Annotated in this window: 19 protein-coding genes; 5 read left to right on the top strand and 14 right to left on the bottom strand. The window is 45.4% G+C overall.

The features are described from left to right. The first annotated feature begins 594 nt into the window (after positions 1–594). From OB236_RS08525 to OB236_RS08510, 4 genes are all read left to right on the top strand, one after another. Positions 595–1080: a phage lytic cycle repressor MrpR family protein gene (locus OB236_RS08525; protein ID WP_372237408.1), complete on the top strand. Its 486-nt coding sequence runs from the start codon at positions 595–597 to the stop codon at positions 1078–1080. A 100-nt stretch (positions 1081–1180) separates the two neighbouring features. Beyond that, on the top strand, positions 1181–1768 hold the full coding sequence (locus tag OB236_RS08520) for an urea carboxylase-associated family protein (protein ID WP_262683572.1): 588 nt from the start codon (positions 1181–1183) through the stop codon (positions 1766–1768). Between the two features lie 71 nt (positions 1769–1839). Next, entirely contained in the window at positions 1840–2466 is a 627-nt protein-coding gene (locus tag OB236_RS08515) for a LysE family translocator (protein WP_262683570.1), read from the top strand. Between the two features lie 81 nt (positions 2467–2547). Beyond that, positions 2548–3321: a YqcI/YcgG family protein gene (locus OB236_RS08510; RefSeq protein ID WP_262683569.1), complete on the top strand. Its 774-nt coding sequence runs from the start codon at positions 2548–2550 to the stop codon at positions 3319–3321. Positions 3322–3331: 10 nt separating this feature from the next. Here the strand turns inward: OB236_RS08510 and OB236_RS08505 are convergent, their stop codons facing one another. The 5 genes from OB236_RS08505 to mreB all read right to left on the bottom strand — a co-directional run bounded on the left by OB236_RS08505 (position 3332) and on the right by mreB (position 8351). Continuing rightward, the gene (locus OB236_RS08505) at positions 3332–4648 is read right to left on the bottom strand and encodes an amino acid permease (RefSeq protein ID WP_262683568.1); all 1317 of its coding nucleotides are present in this window, start codon (positions 4646–4648) and stop codon (positions 3332–3334) included. A gap of 93 nt (positions 4649–4741) precedes the next feature. Further along, complete coding sequence (locus tag OB236_RS08500; RefSeq protein ID WP_076237796.1) at positions 4742–5374, bottom strand: spore coat protein; 633 nt, start codon at positions 5372–5374, stop codon at positions 4742–4744. A 96-nt stretch (positions 5375–5470) separates the two neighbouring features. Next, entirely contained in the window at positions 5471–6805 is a 1335-nt protein-coding gene (locus tag OB236_RS08495) for a hypothetical protein (protein ID WP_262683567.1), read from the bottom strand. A 160-nt stretch (positions 6806–6965) separates the two neighbouring features. Continuing rightward, positions 6966–7112 (bottom strand): hypothetical protein, encoded by a 147-nt coding sequence (locus OB236_RS08490; protein WP_179097742.1) that lies wholly within the window; start codon positions 7110–7112, stop codon positions 6966–6968. A 162-nt stretch (positions 7113–7274) separates the two neighbouring features. Next, entirely contained in the window at positions 7275–8351 is a 1077-nt protein-coding gene (gene mreB / locus OB236_RS08485) for a rod shape-determining protein (RefSeq protein WP_262683566.1), read from the bottom strand. Positions 8352–8603: 252 nt separating this feature from the next. Here mreB and OB236_RS08480 point away from each other — a divergent pair, with 252 nt between their 5' ends. Then, positions 8604–9152 carry a hypothetical protein gene (locus OB236_RS08480; protein WP_076237793.1) on the top strand — a complete coding sequence of 183 codons (549 nt, stop codon included), beginning with the start codon at positions 8604–8606 and terminating at the stop codon, positions 9150–9152. Positions 9153–9229: 77 nt separating this feature from the next. On the opposite strand, the gene OB236_RS08475 is transcribed toward OB236_RS08480, so the two are convergent. The 9 genes from OB236_RS08475 to OB236_RS08435 all read right to left on the bottom strand — a co-directional run bounded on the left by OB236_RS08475 (position 9230) and on the right by OB236_RS08435 (position 16905). Continuing rightward, positions 9230–9673, bottom strand: coding sequence for a HEAT repeat domain-containing protein (locus tag OB236_RS08475; RefSeq protein WP_262683565.1), 444 nt, complete (start codon positions 9671–9673; stop codon positions 9230–9232). An 18-nt stretch (positions 9674–9691) separates the two neighbouring features. Then, the gene (locus OB236_RS08470; protein ID WP_076237791.1) at positions 9692–9871 is read right to left on the bottom strand and encodes a DUF3934 family protein; all 180 of its coding nucleotides are present in this window, start codon (positions 9869–9871) and stop codon (positions 9692–9694) included. A 136-nt stretch (positions 9872–10007) separates the two neighbouring features. Next, positions 10008–10829 (bottom strand): SDR family oxidoreductase, encoded by an 822-nt coding sequence (locus OB236_RS08465; protein WP_262683564.1) that lies wholly within the window; start codon positions 10827–10829, stop codon positions 10008–10010. Positions 10830–10894: 65 nt separating this feature from the next. After that, positions 10895–11341 (bottom strand): MarR family winged helix-turn-helix transcriptional regulator, encoded by a 447-nt coding sequence (locus OB236_RS08460; protein ID WP_262683563.1) that lies wholly within the window; start codon positions 11339–11341, stop codon positions 10895–10897. Between the two features lie 190 nt (positions 11342–11531). Further along, positions 11532–12425: a sugar phosphate isomerase/epimerase family protein gene (locus tag OB236_RS08455; RefSeq protein WP_262683562.1), complete on the bottom strand. Its 894-nt coding sequence runs from the start codon at positions 12423–12425 to the stop codon at positions 11532–11534. Continuing rightward, entirely contained in the window at positions 12422–13354 is a 933-nt protein-coding gene (locus OB236_RS08450; RefSeq protein WP_262683561.1) for a Gfo/Idh/MocA family protein, read from the bottom strand. Before OB236_RS08450 ends, OB236_RS08455 begins: the two co-directional genes overlap by 4 nt. A gap of 51 nt (positions 13355–13405) precedes the next feature. Continuing rightward, positions 13406–14434: a Gfo/Idh/MocA family protein gene (locus OB236_RS08445; protein WP_262683560.1), complete on the bottom strand. Its 1029-nt coding sequence runs from the start codon at positions 14432–14434 to the stop codon at positions 13406–13408. A gap of 18 nt (positions 14435–14452) precedes the next feature. Continuing rightward, positions 14453–15979 carry a type 2 periplasmic-binding domain-containing protein gene (locus tag OB236_RS08440; RefSeq protein WP_262683559.1) on the bottom strand — a complete coding sequence of 509 codons (1527 nt, stop codon included), beginning with the start codon at positions 15977–15979 and terminating at the stop codon, positions 14453–14455. Positions 15980–16050: 71 nt separating this feature from the next. Beyond that, positions 16051–16905: a carbohydrate ABC transporter permease gene (locus tag OB236_RS08435; RefSeq protein WP_076237784.1), complete on the bottom strand. Its 855-nt coding sequence runs from the start codon at positions 16903–16905 to the stop codon at positions 16051–16053. Positions 16906–16911 lie beyond the last annotated feature (6 nt).

Raw genomic sequence — 16911 nt, 5'->3', positions numbered from 1 at the left:
TTCGATCATTTTCGACATTCCGTCAAAAGCGACCTGATCAATATACCACATTCATTCATTCAATTGCAAGTATTATTTTTTATTTATTTTGGATGATCAGATCATCCATCTTTCTTGCTATTTGTTATTCAGCTTCTCAACAGCAAGAATGTTAATTTACCACGTTTAATCTTCAATTGCAAGTGTTATTTTCTCGTTACCTGCAAGTTATTTGTATGATTAAATCGTCCATCTATTTGCCTCCTGCTTGATGCCTTCGCAACAGCAAGAAGACTAATCTATCATGTTTACACCTCCATGGCAAGTGTTTTTTCGAAAATCTGATTCCAACCCCCTCTGCGCCAAGTAACGAAAAGCTATAGCTTCTATTATAGCATCCTTTTTTCAAGCCCTACCTGCCTTTAAATCATAGGTGAATGTTCGGATCAAAGCCATGCCAAGAATGAAAGAAAACATAAACTTTTGTCATAAAGTATAATCGCCTTCAGTCATGAATTGACAAAACCTCCTCTTTTACATCGTATAAAAAACTTTTGATATATTGTAAAATATTCCAGTAAACCCATATACAGAATTACGAAGGGATGATCGACTATTATAACACTTGATAAAATCCGTTTCATTGAGTCCCAATGCATTAACCCCCAAGACGCCATCATTATTCGCCTACTTATGGAAGGTTTCGGTATCCACGAATTAGTATACTTAAAGAAAGATTCCTTAGATGTGGAAAACCAGATGCTTACTTTAAAAGATTGCCATGGAATCAAGAGACAGGTTACCGTAACTAAGCGGTGCTTGGATCTGTACCAAAGTGCAGTCAATCAAACTAAATATGTTGTGAATAATGGATACAGTCCAAGCAGACAGCTTTCTATAAATTTGCGTGACAGCGAATATCTCATTAAGGTTAGTTTACAAGATTTCATAGCCAACCAAAGTATGATAACCGAGATGGATTCCGTAGTGCTGCGCACGATATACATGCGGCTTCGGAGATTGGCCGAGTTTTTCAAAACACCTGAATTAATTCATTTAACTTCAATTAAGCCGCAGCTTAAAGAAATTGCATATGCGTGAATGAAGGAGGCTGAAAAGCCTCTTTTTTACTTGCATGACAATCCCTCCCCGCAGCCATACTGTGAAAGTAACCTACCTAACACTGCAGGAGGCAGCAATGATTAAACAAAAATGGCTCATTCCCGCTACACAAGAGCTTGGTTTTCAGCTTGCAAAAGGGCAGGTCGTCCGAGTAACCGATGTGGAGGGAGCGCAGGTCGCCGATCTGGTAGCCTATCTAGCTCTCGATACGAGTGAGCGTCTGGATCCGAGCGTTACTATGGACGCTTTGCATACAATGAAAATAAAGCCTGGCGACATCATCTACTCCAATAAATACAGACCGCTGCTCACCGTACTATCAGATACCGTAGGTCAGCACGATTTTATTAATTCCGCCTGCCGCGCTGAAATGTATGAACTGCTGTACAATAAACACAATCATGCAAGCTGTTATGATAACCTGAACAAAGCACTTGCGCCTTTTGGCATATCACCGCCTGATCAACATTATCCTTTCAACTTGTTCATGAACACAGTTATTCATCCATCCGGGCAAATTCGTGTGGAAAAACCGTTATCCAACGCCGGAGACTATATCGAGCTTCGTGCAGAGATGGATCTGATTATCGCGATCTCGGCTTGCCCGTGTGCAGAAAGCGAATGTAATGGATACAAATGTACGCCTATTGTTGTGGAAATTGTGTAGCATCTTCTATCGGAGTGCGCCTTTGAATACAATGACATGTACAAGTCTTGGCATTCAAGGGAGGAATGTGCATGAATGCGTTTTTCACCTATATGATTCTCGGTATATCGTTATCGGCACCCATTGGTCCCATTAATGCGGCTCAACTCGACAGGGGAGCCCGATACGGCTTTACCCATGCGTGGTTGATCGGATTGGGTGCGATGTGTGCCGATTTGGTATATATGCTGCTGATTTATTTTGGTCTTGCCCATTTTTTAAGCACACCTTTTATGAAAACTTTTTTGTGGATGTTCGGCTGCTTTGTATTGATGTACATAGGGATAGAGACATTACAAAATATAAAAAAAATGCCCAGGCCCGGGACAAGGAATGATCCATCCACAATCAGCTCTTTCCGCTCCGGATTTGTAATGGCACTCCTGAATCCGCTTAATATTTTATTTTGGCTCGGTATTTACGGTTCTATTCTCGCGGAGAGCATGCACAAACACGGTATCTCGCAAGTACTGTGGAACAGCTTGGGTATATTTGCAGGCATCCTGTTGTGGGATGTGGTCATGGCTGCGCTGGCCAGTTCCTTTCACAAATTCGGCAATCGTACGACACTGCAAACGATATCCGTCTTGGCGGGTCTCTCACTCATTGGCTTTGGGATGTATTTTGGTTATCAGGCTTTTGTACAGCTTACCCGTTAATTATTAGTGAAACCTAAGGGCATTCACCCATATAACCTCCATCGCATAGTATGCACCGTACTAGTGAAGGAGGTTTTCAACATGGTTAGCTTAACTACCAAGGTCTGGCTCGATGCTCACCTGTCCGACCTCGCGGAATGGCAGCAGGATGCCTTTTGTCAATTCGGAAATATGATTGCCGATCCCGAACAGAAGTACCCGTGTATTCCGGGACGACAAGGTTTTCTTACCAACAACCTCCGGTTCGGTTTCGCAGCAGATCCAAGATCCGAGCAGGCTATTGTCGATGTTATGCAGCTCTTGAAGCAATATGGCGGCTGTTCGCGTGAAACCGGCAAATACGCTTCGCTCGTTATATTTTTCAATACACCGAGAGAGCTTGTGAATAAGTCCTCAGTAGAAGACTTCGAGCAGCTTTTTTGGTCCGTTCTGAATCGGGTTAACGCCAAAGACCCTTCCCAATGGCCTGATCACATTTCGACAGACCCTTCCCATCCTTCCTGGGAATTCTGCTATGACGGCTATCCTTATTTCGCTTTTTGCGGTACGCCTGCCCATCAGATTCGGAAAAGTCGAACAACCCCTTATTTTCTCATTGCGTTTCAACCCCGGTGGATATTTGACGAAATCAACGATTCAACGCCTTTTGGTCGCAACGTGAAAAAGCTTATTCGTCAGAAATTAGTTGACTACGACGGCGTACCGGCACATCCCTCACTGAAATGGTATGGACAGGAAAATAATCAGGAATGGAAGCAGTATTATTTACGTGATGACGAAACCGTGCCTTCCAAATGTCCTTTTACTTATATGAAAAACAAATTCAAAGCTATGGGCGTAAGTTTTCATAAATAGCAAACTACGATTAGGCCAGTTCTTTTGTTCCTTTATTTGCTTTATACCACCTCCATGCTGTAATCAGTCCGATGACCAAGACAATGAGCAGGCTTGACCAAAAACCAGGCCGACCGGTTTCCTCCAAAAGCGGCCCCGCAGCAGCTGCTAGAATGAGAATAATGGCGCTCCCAGATTTCACCCAGCCGCCAGCTCCAGGCTTGATCAGCTTGAGGTAGGAGGCAAGAATAAACAACCACGTATACAAAATCACCAAGCCCGCCGCTGTCGTGATATGCTCGAAAATTTGTTTAGGCATAAACAGTGCGAGCAGAATAGAGACACCAAGGCCAAGTGTATTAAGTCCAAGCGCATATAGCGGCAGCTTTCGCGTTCCTGACGTAACGGCTATCCATGCGGGAGCATCACCATCTTCAGCTAATGCAATCAGCATCGTAGAGATGGCATACAAGGAAGCCACGAGAATGGAGAAGCCTGCAATAATAAGCACAACGTTCAGCACAACCACCAGATAAGGTAAACCCATAACTTCGAGTGCTGCGATAAGCAAGCTTTTGTCAGCGGTTACGCCCTCTTGGGTCACAAAAAGCAAGGCCAATCCGATTGAAAATACATACAACACTGTAACGGCAAGCAGCATAAGTCTCCCAGCTTTCGGGGCTTGCTTGGGGTCACGCAAATCCACGGCCATAAATCCCATCACCTCAATACCGCCAAAGGCATAAAACGCATAAAGCAGCCCTTTCCATGCTCCCAGCCAGCCTGAATCAAACCACTTCGCCGCGCTGGAATGAATGGGCCTAACGCCACCCGTTCCTTTTATAAAAGCAAATCCCGCCACCAGAATGAACATCAATACTGCGGCAATTTTGACAATAGCCAACAGGCTCTCTACCTTATTAATCCCATTAGTGCCCCATATCACGACAAATAGGGCAAGCACCGTGTAGCCGACTGCGAGCAGCCAAAGAGGAATAGCTGGAAGCCAGAATTGCGTAAAAATTCCGAGTGCAGTCAACGTGCTTCCCATAATCAGCATCTCTGAGCACCAGTACATCCAACCCACACTAAAGCCTGCCGAGCGGCCATAGGCTTGTTGGGCATAGGTTCGAAAAGAGCCTTTATGCGGGTGCTGAACCGTCATTTGGGCCAAGGCCTCATAAACAAACAGAGTCGCTAAGGCAGCAAGGATAAAAATGAAGAGAATCCAAAAACCGCTTTTGTGAATGGCGATACTGGAACCAAGAAAAAAACCCGTCCCGATGGTGCATCCAACACCAAATAGAGTTAGCTGCCACCAGGGCAGCTTCCCCTGAGATGTCTGCATAAAGAATTCCTCCACATCCTTAATCTCAGGGCCAGCCAAGACAAAGAAAACCCGGCACAGGTTATAGTAACCCACACCGGATTATTGTCATGATTAGTGAATGGTAGTGACTGCATTAGACGGCATTTGTGGTTTTCCGGTTGCCGGAACAAACGAATTGAGCATTTGTTGGGTATCAGCTGCTGCCAATTGCGGTACCTGGTAGTAGGCATTTTTATTTTGATACATAAAAATTTCGTAGCCCATTTCAATGTAATTTTCCACTTGCGAAGCCAATACCCGCCGTACGACCGGATTCGTCACCTCAGCGGCACACATCGTCAAGGTTGAAGCATGGCTTTTGATCAGACCAAGCATGTGCCCGCTAATGCCTGCATCCTTAACATCAGCCAATGATTGATTCGGTTTCTTCGGCTGGGATGGTGTGAGCCCATAGATCGGCTGCGTTACATTTTTAATCATATAGGTGGACGTTTCCTGGCTTGGCTTTTGTCCTGTTGTGAAGCACTCTGCTGTCAGGTTGTATTGGGAAAGCGTGAAATTATATTGACGATCCAGAATGTCCAGAAGCTCCGGGTCCTGAACAAATTGTCTGAACATCATAAATTGATCCAACACATTGATGGTACATCCTAACACTTCGTGCATATCAAAAAGCTCATGACCCCCATGATTCATTTGCTGCGAGCCTTGGGTATTGCTGTTGGAACTTGTTTGCTGCTGCATCTCGAAGTCTCCTTTGATATTGGGATTGTAATAACTTCGATAATATGCGTAATTTGAGGATAACTTATACGAAAGCGAGCTTTTAAATCCATCCAACTAGCTCAGGATGTTTCGAATTTTATCGACTAATCGATCTAGTAGATACACGGCCGCCGGGTCTTGAGCCTGCAGTGATCGAGTCAGCTTTTCTACCGAACTGGCCATCGTTTCAACTTCTGATTTCATCCCACTCAGCCTCTTGGCAACATCGATTTTATCACGGTTCGACTCCCAGTCATCAGTGCCTGCAACCTTGTTCAATGCTTTTAGCTTGCTGAGTCCCTGATTGATCTCGGCTAAACGTTTATTGAAGCCATCCACATCCGGCTTGCTGCCATTAAGAGTCATTTTTACAAACTGATGGATGTAAAATTGATTTGCACCTTCACTTCGATTGCCCCCGTGCGTGTACATAGTGCCTCCGCCATTGTAATGCAAATTGAAACGGATTATAGCATTGTTGATTTCGGAAAGGAGTGTTTTGATTGCCTGTACTTGATCTGTCAATGTTTTGTTGGCAGCTGTCAGTCGCAGCGTCTCTTCATGAAAACAACTGCCCATTGCCAAATACATGTTATCCTCGCCTGACTCAGATAAATCCAGCCCTTGTTTAGTAAAGGTATCGTTATATCTCTGAATTACCTGATCTAAGTCTGTATTCGTCAATGTAGCTTTGTCGCACAAATTACTAATCACCTGATTGTGGGTGGCTTGCTTATCCTCTGTATGGCTATTGTTATTCAAAGATTTGGCCAAATCAAATACGGTTTTCATCGTGAAGGTTCTGCTATGTATCGAGCTGGTTATTTTATCTTCCAATGAAATATCTTCAACAAAGCCACCCTTTGTATCGTTTTTAAAAATAAATACATCGGAGAAGGGTTTGGCGCCATCCTGGCCTGCACCTGTGATAAAATTAGCGATTACGGTTATATCTGCATAGCCACCTTGTGGGCTGCCATCATCGATATCTTTAAAAGAAATCGCTTCAAAAGAGCTGAACATCGGATGGCCATCTGCTCTCATCTGTGTAAGAACTATTTCTTTATTTCCCCCGGTTAGGATTAATGACAACGGAAACTCGGTAAGGTTACCAAATTGGGTGACAGGTGTGACTGTCAGCTCTCCTATTCCTTCGAAATTTCTTGTGAAAATATGTTTCTCCTCTACTTGATATCCTCTTGCTATAAACTTATCCAAAGTAGAGCTGATGGATGGTTGACTTGATGGCTGGCTTGGTGCATCTCCCGTAAGCTGCGCAGAAGATTGAATAGGTGCTGATACAATTTCAGGCTTGGTTACTGAAGCGGTATTCGCAGCTGGAGGTAAATTATGTGCATCACAGCCTGACAATATGGAAACGAACATGATCATTAATATAAATATCCGCATCATAACTCCTATTAGTTTTGACATAAAAATACTTTTACTGCTATTTGGCAATTTCAATATTACCAATATTGACTAGATTTGTATATCAGGAGTCCAATGATTGGTCAGCATGAAAAAACCTTCCTTAGCCATGGCTAAGGAAGGCAGCTATGATCACCATTTAGTCTTCATGGTTTAAGGCATCTTGATGTCTGCGATCATTCGTATCCTGCTGCAATTGCTGAGCCTGATGGCTATTCACTGGCGACTTACGTAAATCCTTATTTACATTTTGCAAATTTTTATCTCTGCTTTTTGACTTGGTCATTGTAAGCTTGCTCCTCTGTTCATTAGTGTACTTTACCTATAGGGGTCGTCCCTTATTACTGTAACCATTTAAGCTTGAATTGATGCCAGCTGGCTTATGAGAAAAAGACCGCTCACAAAGAACGGTCTTGTAACAACGTGCAAATATTATTGAAATTACCGATTATTTGCCTGAAACTTGCTCCAGCACGGCATCCGTTTCAGTAATTTTCGATGGCTTGGAACTTCCAGCACTATGATGACCTGATGCAAGAAGCTTATAGCTCAGCATCTCTCCGGCTCCGTGAGCGATACATTCCATCGGCTTCTCAGCCAAATGAACCGGAATTCCTGTTTCTTGCTGCAGCCTTCGATCCAGTCCATGCAGTAAGGCTCCCCCTCCACACAACAGGATGCCTCGCTCCATCAAATCCCCTGCCAGTTCAGGAGGACATTGCTCCATCGTCTGGCGGATCGTTTCGACAATCGACATGGAGAATTGATCCACAATCTCGTAAATCTCTTTGGAGGAGATGGAAATCGTTTTGGGCAAGCCTTCCATCATATCATTGCCTCTAACATCCATCCGCACATCGCCTTCGGGTATTACCGCTGAAGCCAAATTTTTCTTGATCTCCTCTGCAGTTCGCTCACCAATAACCAAATTGTATTTTCTTTTGACGTATTCGATCATGTCCTGATCAAGGGACATGCCTCCAATCCGCACATATTGGCTGACTACAATCCCGCCCAGCGAGATCAGAGCCACTTGACTTGTCCCGCCACCAATATCAACAACCATGCTCCCGATAGGGTCTGCTACGGGGAGCCCCGCACCAATAGCCGCAGCCAGCGGTTCCTCGATCGTTACCGACTTCCTTCCTCCTTTATGTACGATCATCTCTTCCACTGCCCGTTTCTGCACCTCGGTAATCCCGCAACGCACAGATATGTATATTTGAGAACCACGAAACCAATTATATTTACCTTGTATTTTACTTATAAAATGTTTTAGCATCGCTGAGGTCATGTCAAAGTTGGCAATAACTCCGTCCTTTAACGGATAGACAACCTCCAAATTGGCAGGGGTTCTCCCGATCATAGCATAGGCTTGTTCGCCAAAGGCTTCGATCTGCCCTGTCTCTTTATGAATGGCCACCACAGATGGCTCCCTCAAAACAATACCAACGCCTTGTTGATAAATTAATGTATTACAAGTACCCAAATCAACGCCGAACAGTTGTTCAAACCTTTTAAACATAGACACGCTCCCTCTCGCTGTGCCAATAGACTAGGCCGTAAAGCAGCAGTGTGTGATATTTAATGTGTTATTTTTCATACTGTTCGCGTTGAACCCACCTTCTCTGGGGGTAGTATGTCATATTGAATCCTTTGCACCGGCATCGTTTTCCATTATAATTATAGTATTCTAGTAAATTCTATGAACTCAAAAATAAGAAGCCCCCCCACATTTATCTGCACCTGCACTATGACCAGAAGAGGAGCGTTATCTATGAAAAATACTCTGAAAAAAGCTTTGCTGCCAGCCATCGCCTTAAGCCTAATGTTCGTTATACCCGCCACAGCCGTTGAGCCTTCAAGCACGACCACTGAAAATATTCAAGCTTTAAAGACACCAGTTTCTCCTCAATCCATATCCTTTCAAATTCCGATGCACGATTATTGTAGTTCGGATAATCCGTTTGATTTTGGTTTTCAAGTGTCAAATGCAAGCAGTACGACCGCGAATATAACCTTGTACTTATACCAGAAGGATGGAACCATGCTTCCAGATGCGGGGATTACCTCTGCAGGTCTGGAATCTACCATCACCCCCGGTAAACCCTTTAACTTGAAAGGAAACGGTACGGAGCTGTATCATATGAATTATGGTAACCATAAAAAATGCGACGAGCGGATTTATTCGGGAAAAATTGAAGTTAACAATGGAGAAGCCTCGCTGCTTGCAAAGGGATGGGTATATCGAAGAGTGGGTTCTGAAACCAAGCTGTCGGAGCTGATTACAATCAATCAAAGCAAAGCTTTTGATCTGGCTAAATAATACGTATGGACGCTACATAATACGAAGAAACCCAACACCGTAATGAACAATGGTGTTGGGTCTTTTATTTAACTTGCCTATTTTTTCGTTAATGACGCCCAGGTTTGCTCAAGCCACATATCAAAATCCGCGCCCTTTTCGCCTTCGTAAGTGTCATACACATCAGTTCTCATCTTTTTCAATTTTTCTTTGAATTCTTCATACGTATGGCCTTCAGGCAAACTCTTTTTAATTCTTGTAAATATTTTGGCAGCTCCTTTAATCAGTTCGCCTTTTTTCTTCGAGGGCAGTTGGACCTCTTCACCGAAAGCCTTCAGCTTATGGAACGCAGCCTCTTGAACTTGGAATACCGTATCGTTGTTCATGATCCGTGTAAGCACACTGATAACTTGTTGATTGTTCCACTGACCCAGCTCTTCAACCGCATCCAACCGTTCTTTCCAATTCGCTGTACGATTGGCTGACTTGACTAATCCCTCATAATTGGGGGGTAATTCACTTTGTGCTGCTATGTTATTCAAACCATCGATCTCCTTTGTCTACTTGTCCGATTTGTCACCTTTATTACTGCCAGCGTTCTTTGTACCGCCTGCTTTATCTGCTTTGCTCGTATACGGTTTGGGAGAGTTCTTGGCTCTGTTGGCGCTAGCTTGCCATCGATTCCAGCCTTTACTGTCTGTTCCTCTACCTGTTCCGCCTTTGCCCTTAGCTTTACTCAAATAATCACTCCGCTATAAGTTGTATACTTAATTATTAAACCTAGTATGTTGAAATATACAGTATCGAAACCGATATGTACAGAAAAAAGCCCAAGCATCGTGAAACCTGGGTTTTTCGTAAAAGAATTCATAGACATCATTGATATTGAACAGTGATAAAGGGTTGGATGCTTTCTTTCAGTGAAGTGACAGGACCACCAATTAATTTCTCCAAATCGGCTGAGGTTGAGGACGTATCGATCTTGCGCAAGAACCCATATATCCAGTTGTGGATCTGAGGATCCTGACGGAGTGAAACCGGCTTACCCGCAAGCTCAGACAGCACAATCACTAGATCATGAAAGGTCCATGGACGCGGCGCAGTCAGCTCATAGCTTTGATGCTCATGACCCGATTCAGTAAGAACGGCTGCTGTTCCTTTAGCCAGATCACTTCGTGTCACCGTATTAAATTGCCAATCTCCAGGGTAAATGCTCAGCTCCCCAGAAGTTAGAGCTGTATCCAGACCAAGCACTCCAACAAAATCCGTATACAACGCATTCCGCAGAAAAGTGTGTGGAATTCCAGTTGTCAGAATCGCATGTTCTGTGGCTAAATGCAAATGAGACGGTGCAATCGAGCCGACTCCGAGAAAAGCAAAGCTCGTATATAGAAGATGTTCGACTTTGGATTGCTTCGCCGCCTCAATCACATGGGCATGCTGTCGCAACCGAATCGTATCGTCTGGATTGGAGCTTGATATGAGTAATAGTTTGGAGGCTCCGGTGAAAGCTTGTTCCAGTGATTCCGGTTGATCGTAGTCGCAATAACGCACTTCAATTCCTTGCTTCTGATACGCAATAGCTTTTTCAGGGTGACGAACACACGCAACGATTTGATCTGCCGATACTTTTTGGAGAAGCTGCTCAATAATTAAACTTCCTAATTGACCATTGGCCCCTGTAATAACAATCGACATCGGATAACATCCTTCCTACGGTTGTATTTTAGTTAAGCACTTAACTAAATGGACAACAAGAAATTTTACATTCTTGTTAGTTTATTTAATAAGATCAGCAATTGCTGCAGTTCTTGCTCTTCCAGCACGTTCATTTTGTCGGCAATTTGTTGACGATTTTCAGGTAAGTGCTTCAATAGAATGCTCTGGCCTTCACTTGTTATTGAAATCACCGTTTTCCTACCGTCCTTCGGATGGCTTGCACGAATAATCAAGCCTTCATGTTCCAAGGGGATCAGCAAGAGACTAATATTCGATTTGGTAACGCCAATTTTACGGGCCAGCATGGAAGGGAGTATCGTGCCGCCCTCCTTCATGATTTCAACCAAAATTCGAATTCTGGCACCATTCAGACCTTTGGCCTGCCAATATCTTTCCGACACATCGACTAATTTGGCCGTTGCTTCAACCAGAGAAAAAAAAGCAACCGTATGCAAAGGTAAATCCAGTACGTATTCCTGCAGATCCTTCATCCAACCACCGCCAATAAATAGTTAAGCACTTAACTTTATTTACTGTACAATAACTGTATGCCACTTGTCAAACATAGACGTACTTCCCTTGGTCAGCTATATACCATCGGCCTGCCCATTGTAATAGCGTTCAGTACAACGGACAGGCTGGACGGATTTTAATTAAGGGTCCTACTAAAAATTTACGGTTTCATGAGCGGGCAGTTCCATTCAGAAGTTCCAGCTCCTGTAACAGCACGAACAGGCTATCCAGGCATTCACGGGACGCCTCCTCGCCACCTGCTGAAAAGTCACTTCCGGCTGGGCGCTTGAGCTGCTCTTCAGTCAATTGCGAATGTAATCGATAGTGTGTTTCCACAACCAAATATCCGCAGTATCGGTCCTCGCTCAGTCGCTGCAGCAGACCCTTATAATCAACCTCTCCCCGTCCGATTGCCACACCGCGAACACCCTCTTCGGTTTTCACGGCATCTTTGAGGTGAATATGGTCGATTGTGCCATGTAACGCGTTGTAGCCGTCAGGGTATGGAACTTCACCATCGGGGTCCCATAAATCGTTCCCCGGATCATACAGCCCGCGAATCCACGGTGAGTTCACCGCATCCAGCACACTTCGAACCTTCTTCGCATTGCAGGCATACAGGCTCGGGTCGAATTCAAGGGCGTACACAACCTCCGCCTCCTGCAAAAGCGGCTCGATTCGCCGCAGCTGCTCAACAATTAGCGGTAGCTTCAGGTGGAATTCACCATCAGCCCAGAAGCTGAAGCCACGTATACGTTTAACCTTCAACTGCTTGGCTATGTCCAGTGAGCGCTTTAAGATGCCCAGATGCTCTTCAATTTCTTGGGCAGCATCGAGCCGACATTTAAAGACAGGGGTGGATAAGCCGCATATAACGAGTCCTGCTTCCTGTACCATTGCAGCAATTTCGGCTATCCGGTTATCACTCAGCTTATGAAACGGCTGATTATCAGCGGAACGGAATTCAAGCGCCTCCAAACCATACTGCTGGGCTATACGAATCGCCACAGCAGGATCCTGGGACACCTCGTCAGTGATAATGCCCAAACGAAACAAGCTCATAGCAGCACCTTGACTCCGCCCGAATCGCGGCTTGCATTCGCAGCTTCAATAAATCGGATAATTTCCAACGTTTCCGCCAGATCAATCGATGAACTGCCGCTGCGGAACAACTGCATAATCTGCTCCAGCAGACTTGCATAATAAGGCTTACCATTGGTATATACATCGACGAAATAAGAATCGTTCTCCCGGTGAACAATTCCGCCGAACTGCTTGTTGCCTCGGCGGTTTCCCCGAATGACACCTATACGTCCGTCCGCCCATTGACCGACAACCAGATCATAATCGGCGTGAGTCGTCGTCCGAACCTCTACACAGCCTCGGCCCATGGAGCGATACAGCATCTCCACCGTATGAATCCCGTACCAAAACAAACCTGGTTGAGTCGGCACAATTTCCAGCGGACCGTAAAATTCAGCACCGATAACCGAACCGGCTGTCCGTGTATCCTCAAGCACTCTTGTTAAGCCTTCAGCATAACGGAGCGCCGAACAGCTCATCACCGGAATGCTCTCCCGCTCGGCCAAGCGTACAAGCTCGACCGCTTCCGCATAATCCGTAGTAAACGGCTTATCGATGAACACCGGTTTGCCAAACGGCGCTATGCGGCGAAATTGTTCCAAATGGACGCGCCCATCGACCGATTCCAGCAAAATTGCATCGCATTGCTCTGCAACGGCTTCTGGTGAATCTACAAGCTTAACCCCATATTGCTCCCGCAGCTCATTCGTGTAGCCTTCGAGCCTTGAAACGCTTCTTTCAAAGTCGGGGGAGCCACCCGGGAAAGCCGCAACGATCCTCGCCCCGGGAATATAATGCTCTCCGTCGGTATCATGCAGCAGCTTGGCAAAGGCTGTAACATGGGAGGTATCCAGACCGATCATTCCAATTCGAATACTTTCAGCATGCTGTCCTACAGGTATCATCATGTCTCACTCCTTATTCCTTGGCCTTATATTTCATTCAGGTCCTCATTCTCATTACAGCAAAACGACTTCTTTACCCGTTTGCGCCGATTCATAGATCGCTAGAATCAGATCAACCGATTTTCGAGCCTCTTCACCGGAAATAAGCGGCGGTCTATCATTACGGATCGCTTCGATCAGATCATCTACCAGGATGTAATGCCCATCCGATGAAATGTCAGTCGGATTGCTGCTTGAATCAATCCGTGGCTGAACAATCGGCATTTCCTCATCGCTGTTAAGGAAAGACCACTTCTTAATTCCGCTGTCAGCAAAAATAATAGTGCCCTTTTCACCATGCAGCTCAAAGCGGGTTTCCTGTGCCGGGTACACGGAGGTCGTACCTTGAATGACGCCGAAGGCGCCGTTCTTATACTTCAAAACCGCTACAGCTGTATCCTCCACCTCAATATCACGAAGCAGCGGAGCCGAATAAGCGAATACTGATTGAACATCGCCCATCAGCCACTGGATCAGGTCAATACCATGCACGCCCTGATTCATCAATGCACCACCTCCGTCGAACTGCCAAGTCCCGCGCCATCCGGCGCTGCGGTAATATTCGGGACTGCGATAGTACTTGAGGTAAGCGTCACCGAGCACCAGCTTGCCGAGCTTACCTTCCTGCACGGCCCGACGCGCTACAAGCGATGCTTCCATGACACGTCGCTGGAATACGCACCCCATTTTAACGCCATGCTTGTTGACTGCGGCCAGCATTTCCGTCATAGCGCCCGCTTTTATCTCAAGCGGCTTCTCACACAGGATATGCTTGCCTGCCTGAGCAGCAGCGATAACGACTTCCCCGTGCAGACCGCTCGGTGTACATACACATACCACATCAATATCTTCCCTTTTGAGCATTTGCTCATAATCGCTGTATACGGAAGCAACATTATAGGCATCCGCCAGTTTATTAGCCTTTTCCAGAACAATATCCGATATCGCAACCAGTTCGGCCTGCGGATGCTGCGTAATCGCTTTTGCGTGAAAATCAGAAATAACTCCTGCCCCAACGATGGCAAACCTCATAAACTCCTGCATGTTCGCTCTCCTTAATGCTTATTTTAAGCTCGTATTGTTCAATCGCTCGTAAGCTGTTTTATAAATATCCAGCATCTGCTGCAGTCCAAGCTTCTTCTGATTAGCGACATATTTGTCCCAATCGGCCATACTGATATCGCCCAAAATCATTTTAATAATCGTTTCATCCCGATCCTTTTCAAGAGCCTTGCCTACCGTGGATACAATCTCCAGCTCCTTGTCGGTAAACGGCGGCTTGAACTTCAATTCAGAATCGTACTTCTTGGCTTCCTTGAATACGGCCTGCTGCTCAGGTGAGGATAACGACAGATGCGCATCAAAATCAATCCACGTATAAGTTCCAAAGCTCGCAAGACCCGTCTTTTTGCGTAAATCGGTAACGTCCACAAAATCCGATTTCATCTTTTTCTTGCCGTTCTCAACAACAAACGTTTCGCCTTCCTTACCCCAGCTGGAGACCTCTCTGCCTTCCTCCGAATAATAGAAATCCAGATATTTGGCTACGCCCTTGATATTGGTTGAATTCGCGGCAATCGACATTCCGCCTTCTACAAATTGGGTGTACGCATTCTGCTGCTTGGCACCCGCAAATCCGGCTGGAGGCGGCATGAAGGCAAAGTTGAACTGCGGATTCTCCTTGCGCATAATCGTATTGAAAAAGTCGACACGTCCAATATAATCAGCTGTAAAAAAACCGCGATTCGTTGAAATCAAATCCTGCCACTGCTTCGTTTCCGTAGTCAGCCAATCCGGCGGCATCAAGCCTTCCTTAGCGAACTTGACCATATATTCAATCATTTTTTTATAATTGTCTTCTGTTGGCCCGTAACGGACCTGTTTGGTCTTATTGTCATAAAAGTAATCGTCATACGTATCAAAGTTAGCTGACATATATTTGAGAATTTGCAGCTTGCTGCTGTTCGAAACGCGGAACACGAATGGATAGCTGTCGGGATACAGCTGCTTCAGCTTCTTGGCGGTTTCATACAGCTCTTCATAATTGTTAGGCGCCGTCAGCCCATTTTTCTTCAAAATATCCTCGCGGTACATCCAGATCGTACGGTTGGTTTCACCAAATCCTTCATTGGGAGTCACATACATTTTACCGTCTGCGGCAAGCTGGGATTTGGCAATATCGGGATACTTGGCAATCCATTTTTTGAAATTAGGCATCTGGTCCAAATAATCGAGCAAATTGACAAAAGCCCCTTGCTGTCCGAATTTGTCCGCTTGCGCTTTATTTTGAACGACCAGAATGTCAGGCATATTGCCAGAGGCGACGTACAGATTGATGGCGTCCTCCATTTTACCGGAAGGCAGTTGGACATTGAGCTTGACCCCCGTTTTATCCTCAAGCAGCTTCCAGATGAGCCAGTCCTTGCTGTACGGCCAGTTCGTCGTCGATTCGGTCAGCATCGAGAATGTTTTTTTCTCACCTGCTCCCGGATCCTTTCCCTGCGTGCCCTGTCCGGTTTGGGCTGTGCAGCCTGCAGCAAGCGCCGCCACTATTGATAGAACTGTCAGAGCTCTCCATCTTATATTCATCGTCATCTCTCCTCGTATGGAATGTACATCACTATTTACGGGTTGGGTCGTACTTTATCTAATAAGCTTGGCTAACCCTTGACCGCCCCTATCATAACCCCTTTGGAAAAATACTTTTGCAGAAACGGATATACGATCAGAATCGGCACGGTCGCCACCATAATTACCGCATACTTTAAGGATTCATCAACGATGAAGTTTTCACCTCCCGCATTGCTCGCCTCCGTACCTGCCATAATCATATTTCTCAGAACGACCTGCAGTGGAAACAAATTGGCATCCCGCAAATACAACAAGGGCAGGTAAAAATTGTTCCACATTGCCACCGCATAAAATAAACCAATCGTCGCAAATACAGCCTTCGAGAGAGGAATGATGATTCGCATAAAAATGCCAAAGTCGGTTAATCCATCCAGTCTCCCCGATTCCTCAAGCTCAACCGGCATTGCCGAAAAGAAGGTACGCATGACCAGCAGATTCCAGGTACTGACCGCACCAGGAAGCACCATTCCCCATACCGTATCGATCAAGCCGAGATTTTTGACAACGAGAAAGGTCGGAATCATCCCGCCACCGAAAAACATCGTAAACACGATCATCAGCGTAAATGCTTTTCTGAATACCATTTCTTTTTTGGCCAAAGCGTAGGCTCCCATAGAGGTAATGACCAAGGAGATCAAGGTACCTAAACCCGTGTAAATAATCGTATTCATATAAGACTGCCAAATTCGCGGGTCCTTGAGCACCATGCGATACATATCTAGATTGATTCCTCTTGGATAAAAGCTGACTTCGTTCCGCAGCACGTATACGCTGCTGCTTAAGGAAACTGAAATCATATAGATGAACGGATACAAGGTTGCTACCGCCACCATCGACAGCACAACGGCACTCACAACCGAAAACAGGCTGATTTTAACTCTCATGGCGAC

The organism is Paenibacillus baimaensis, from assembly GCF_025567575.1.
The sequence above is the reverse complement of the archived record's forward strand: the minus strand, read 5'-3'. Positions and strand labels throughout refer to the sequence as shown.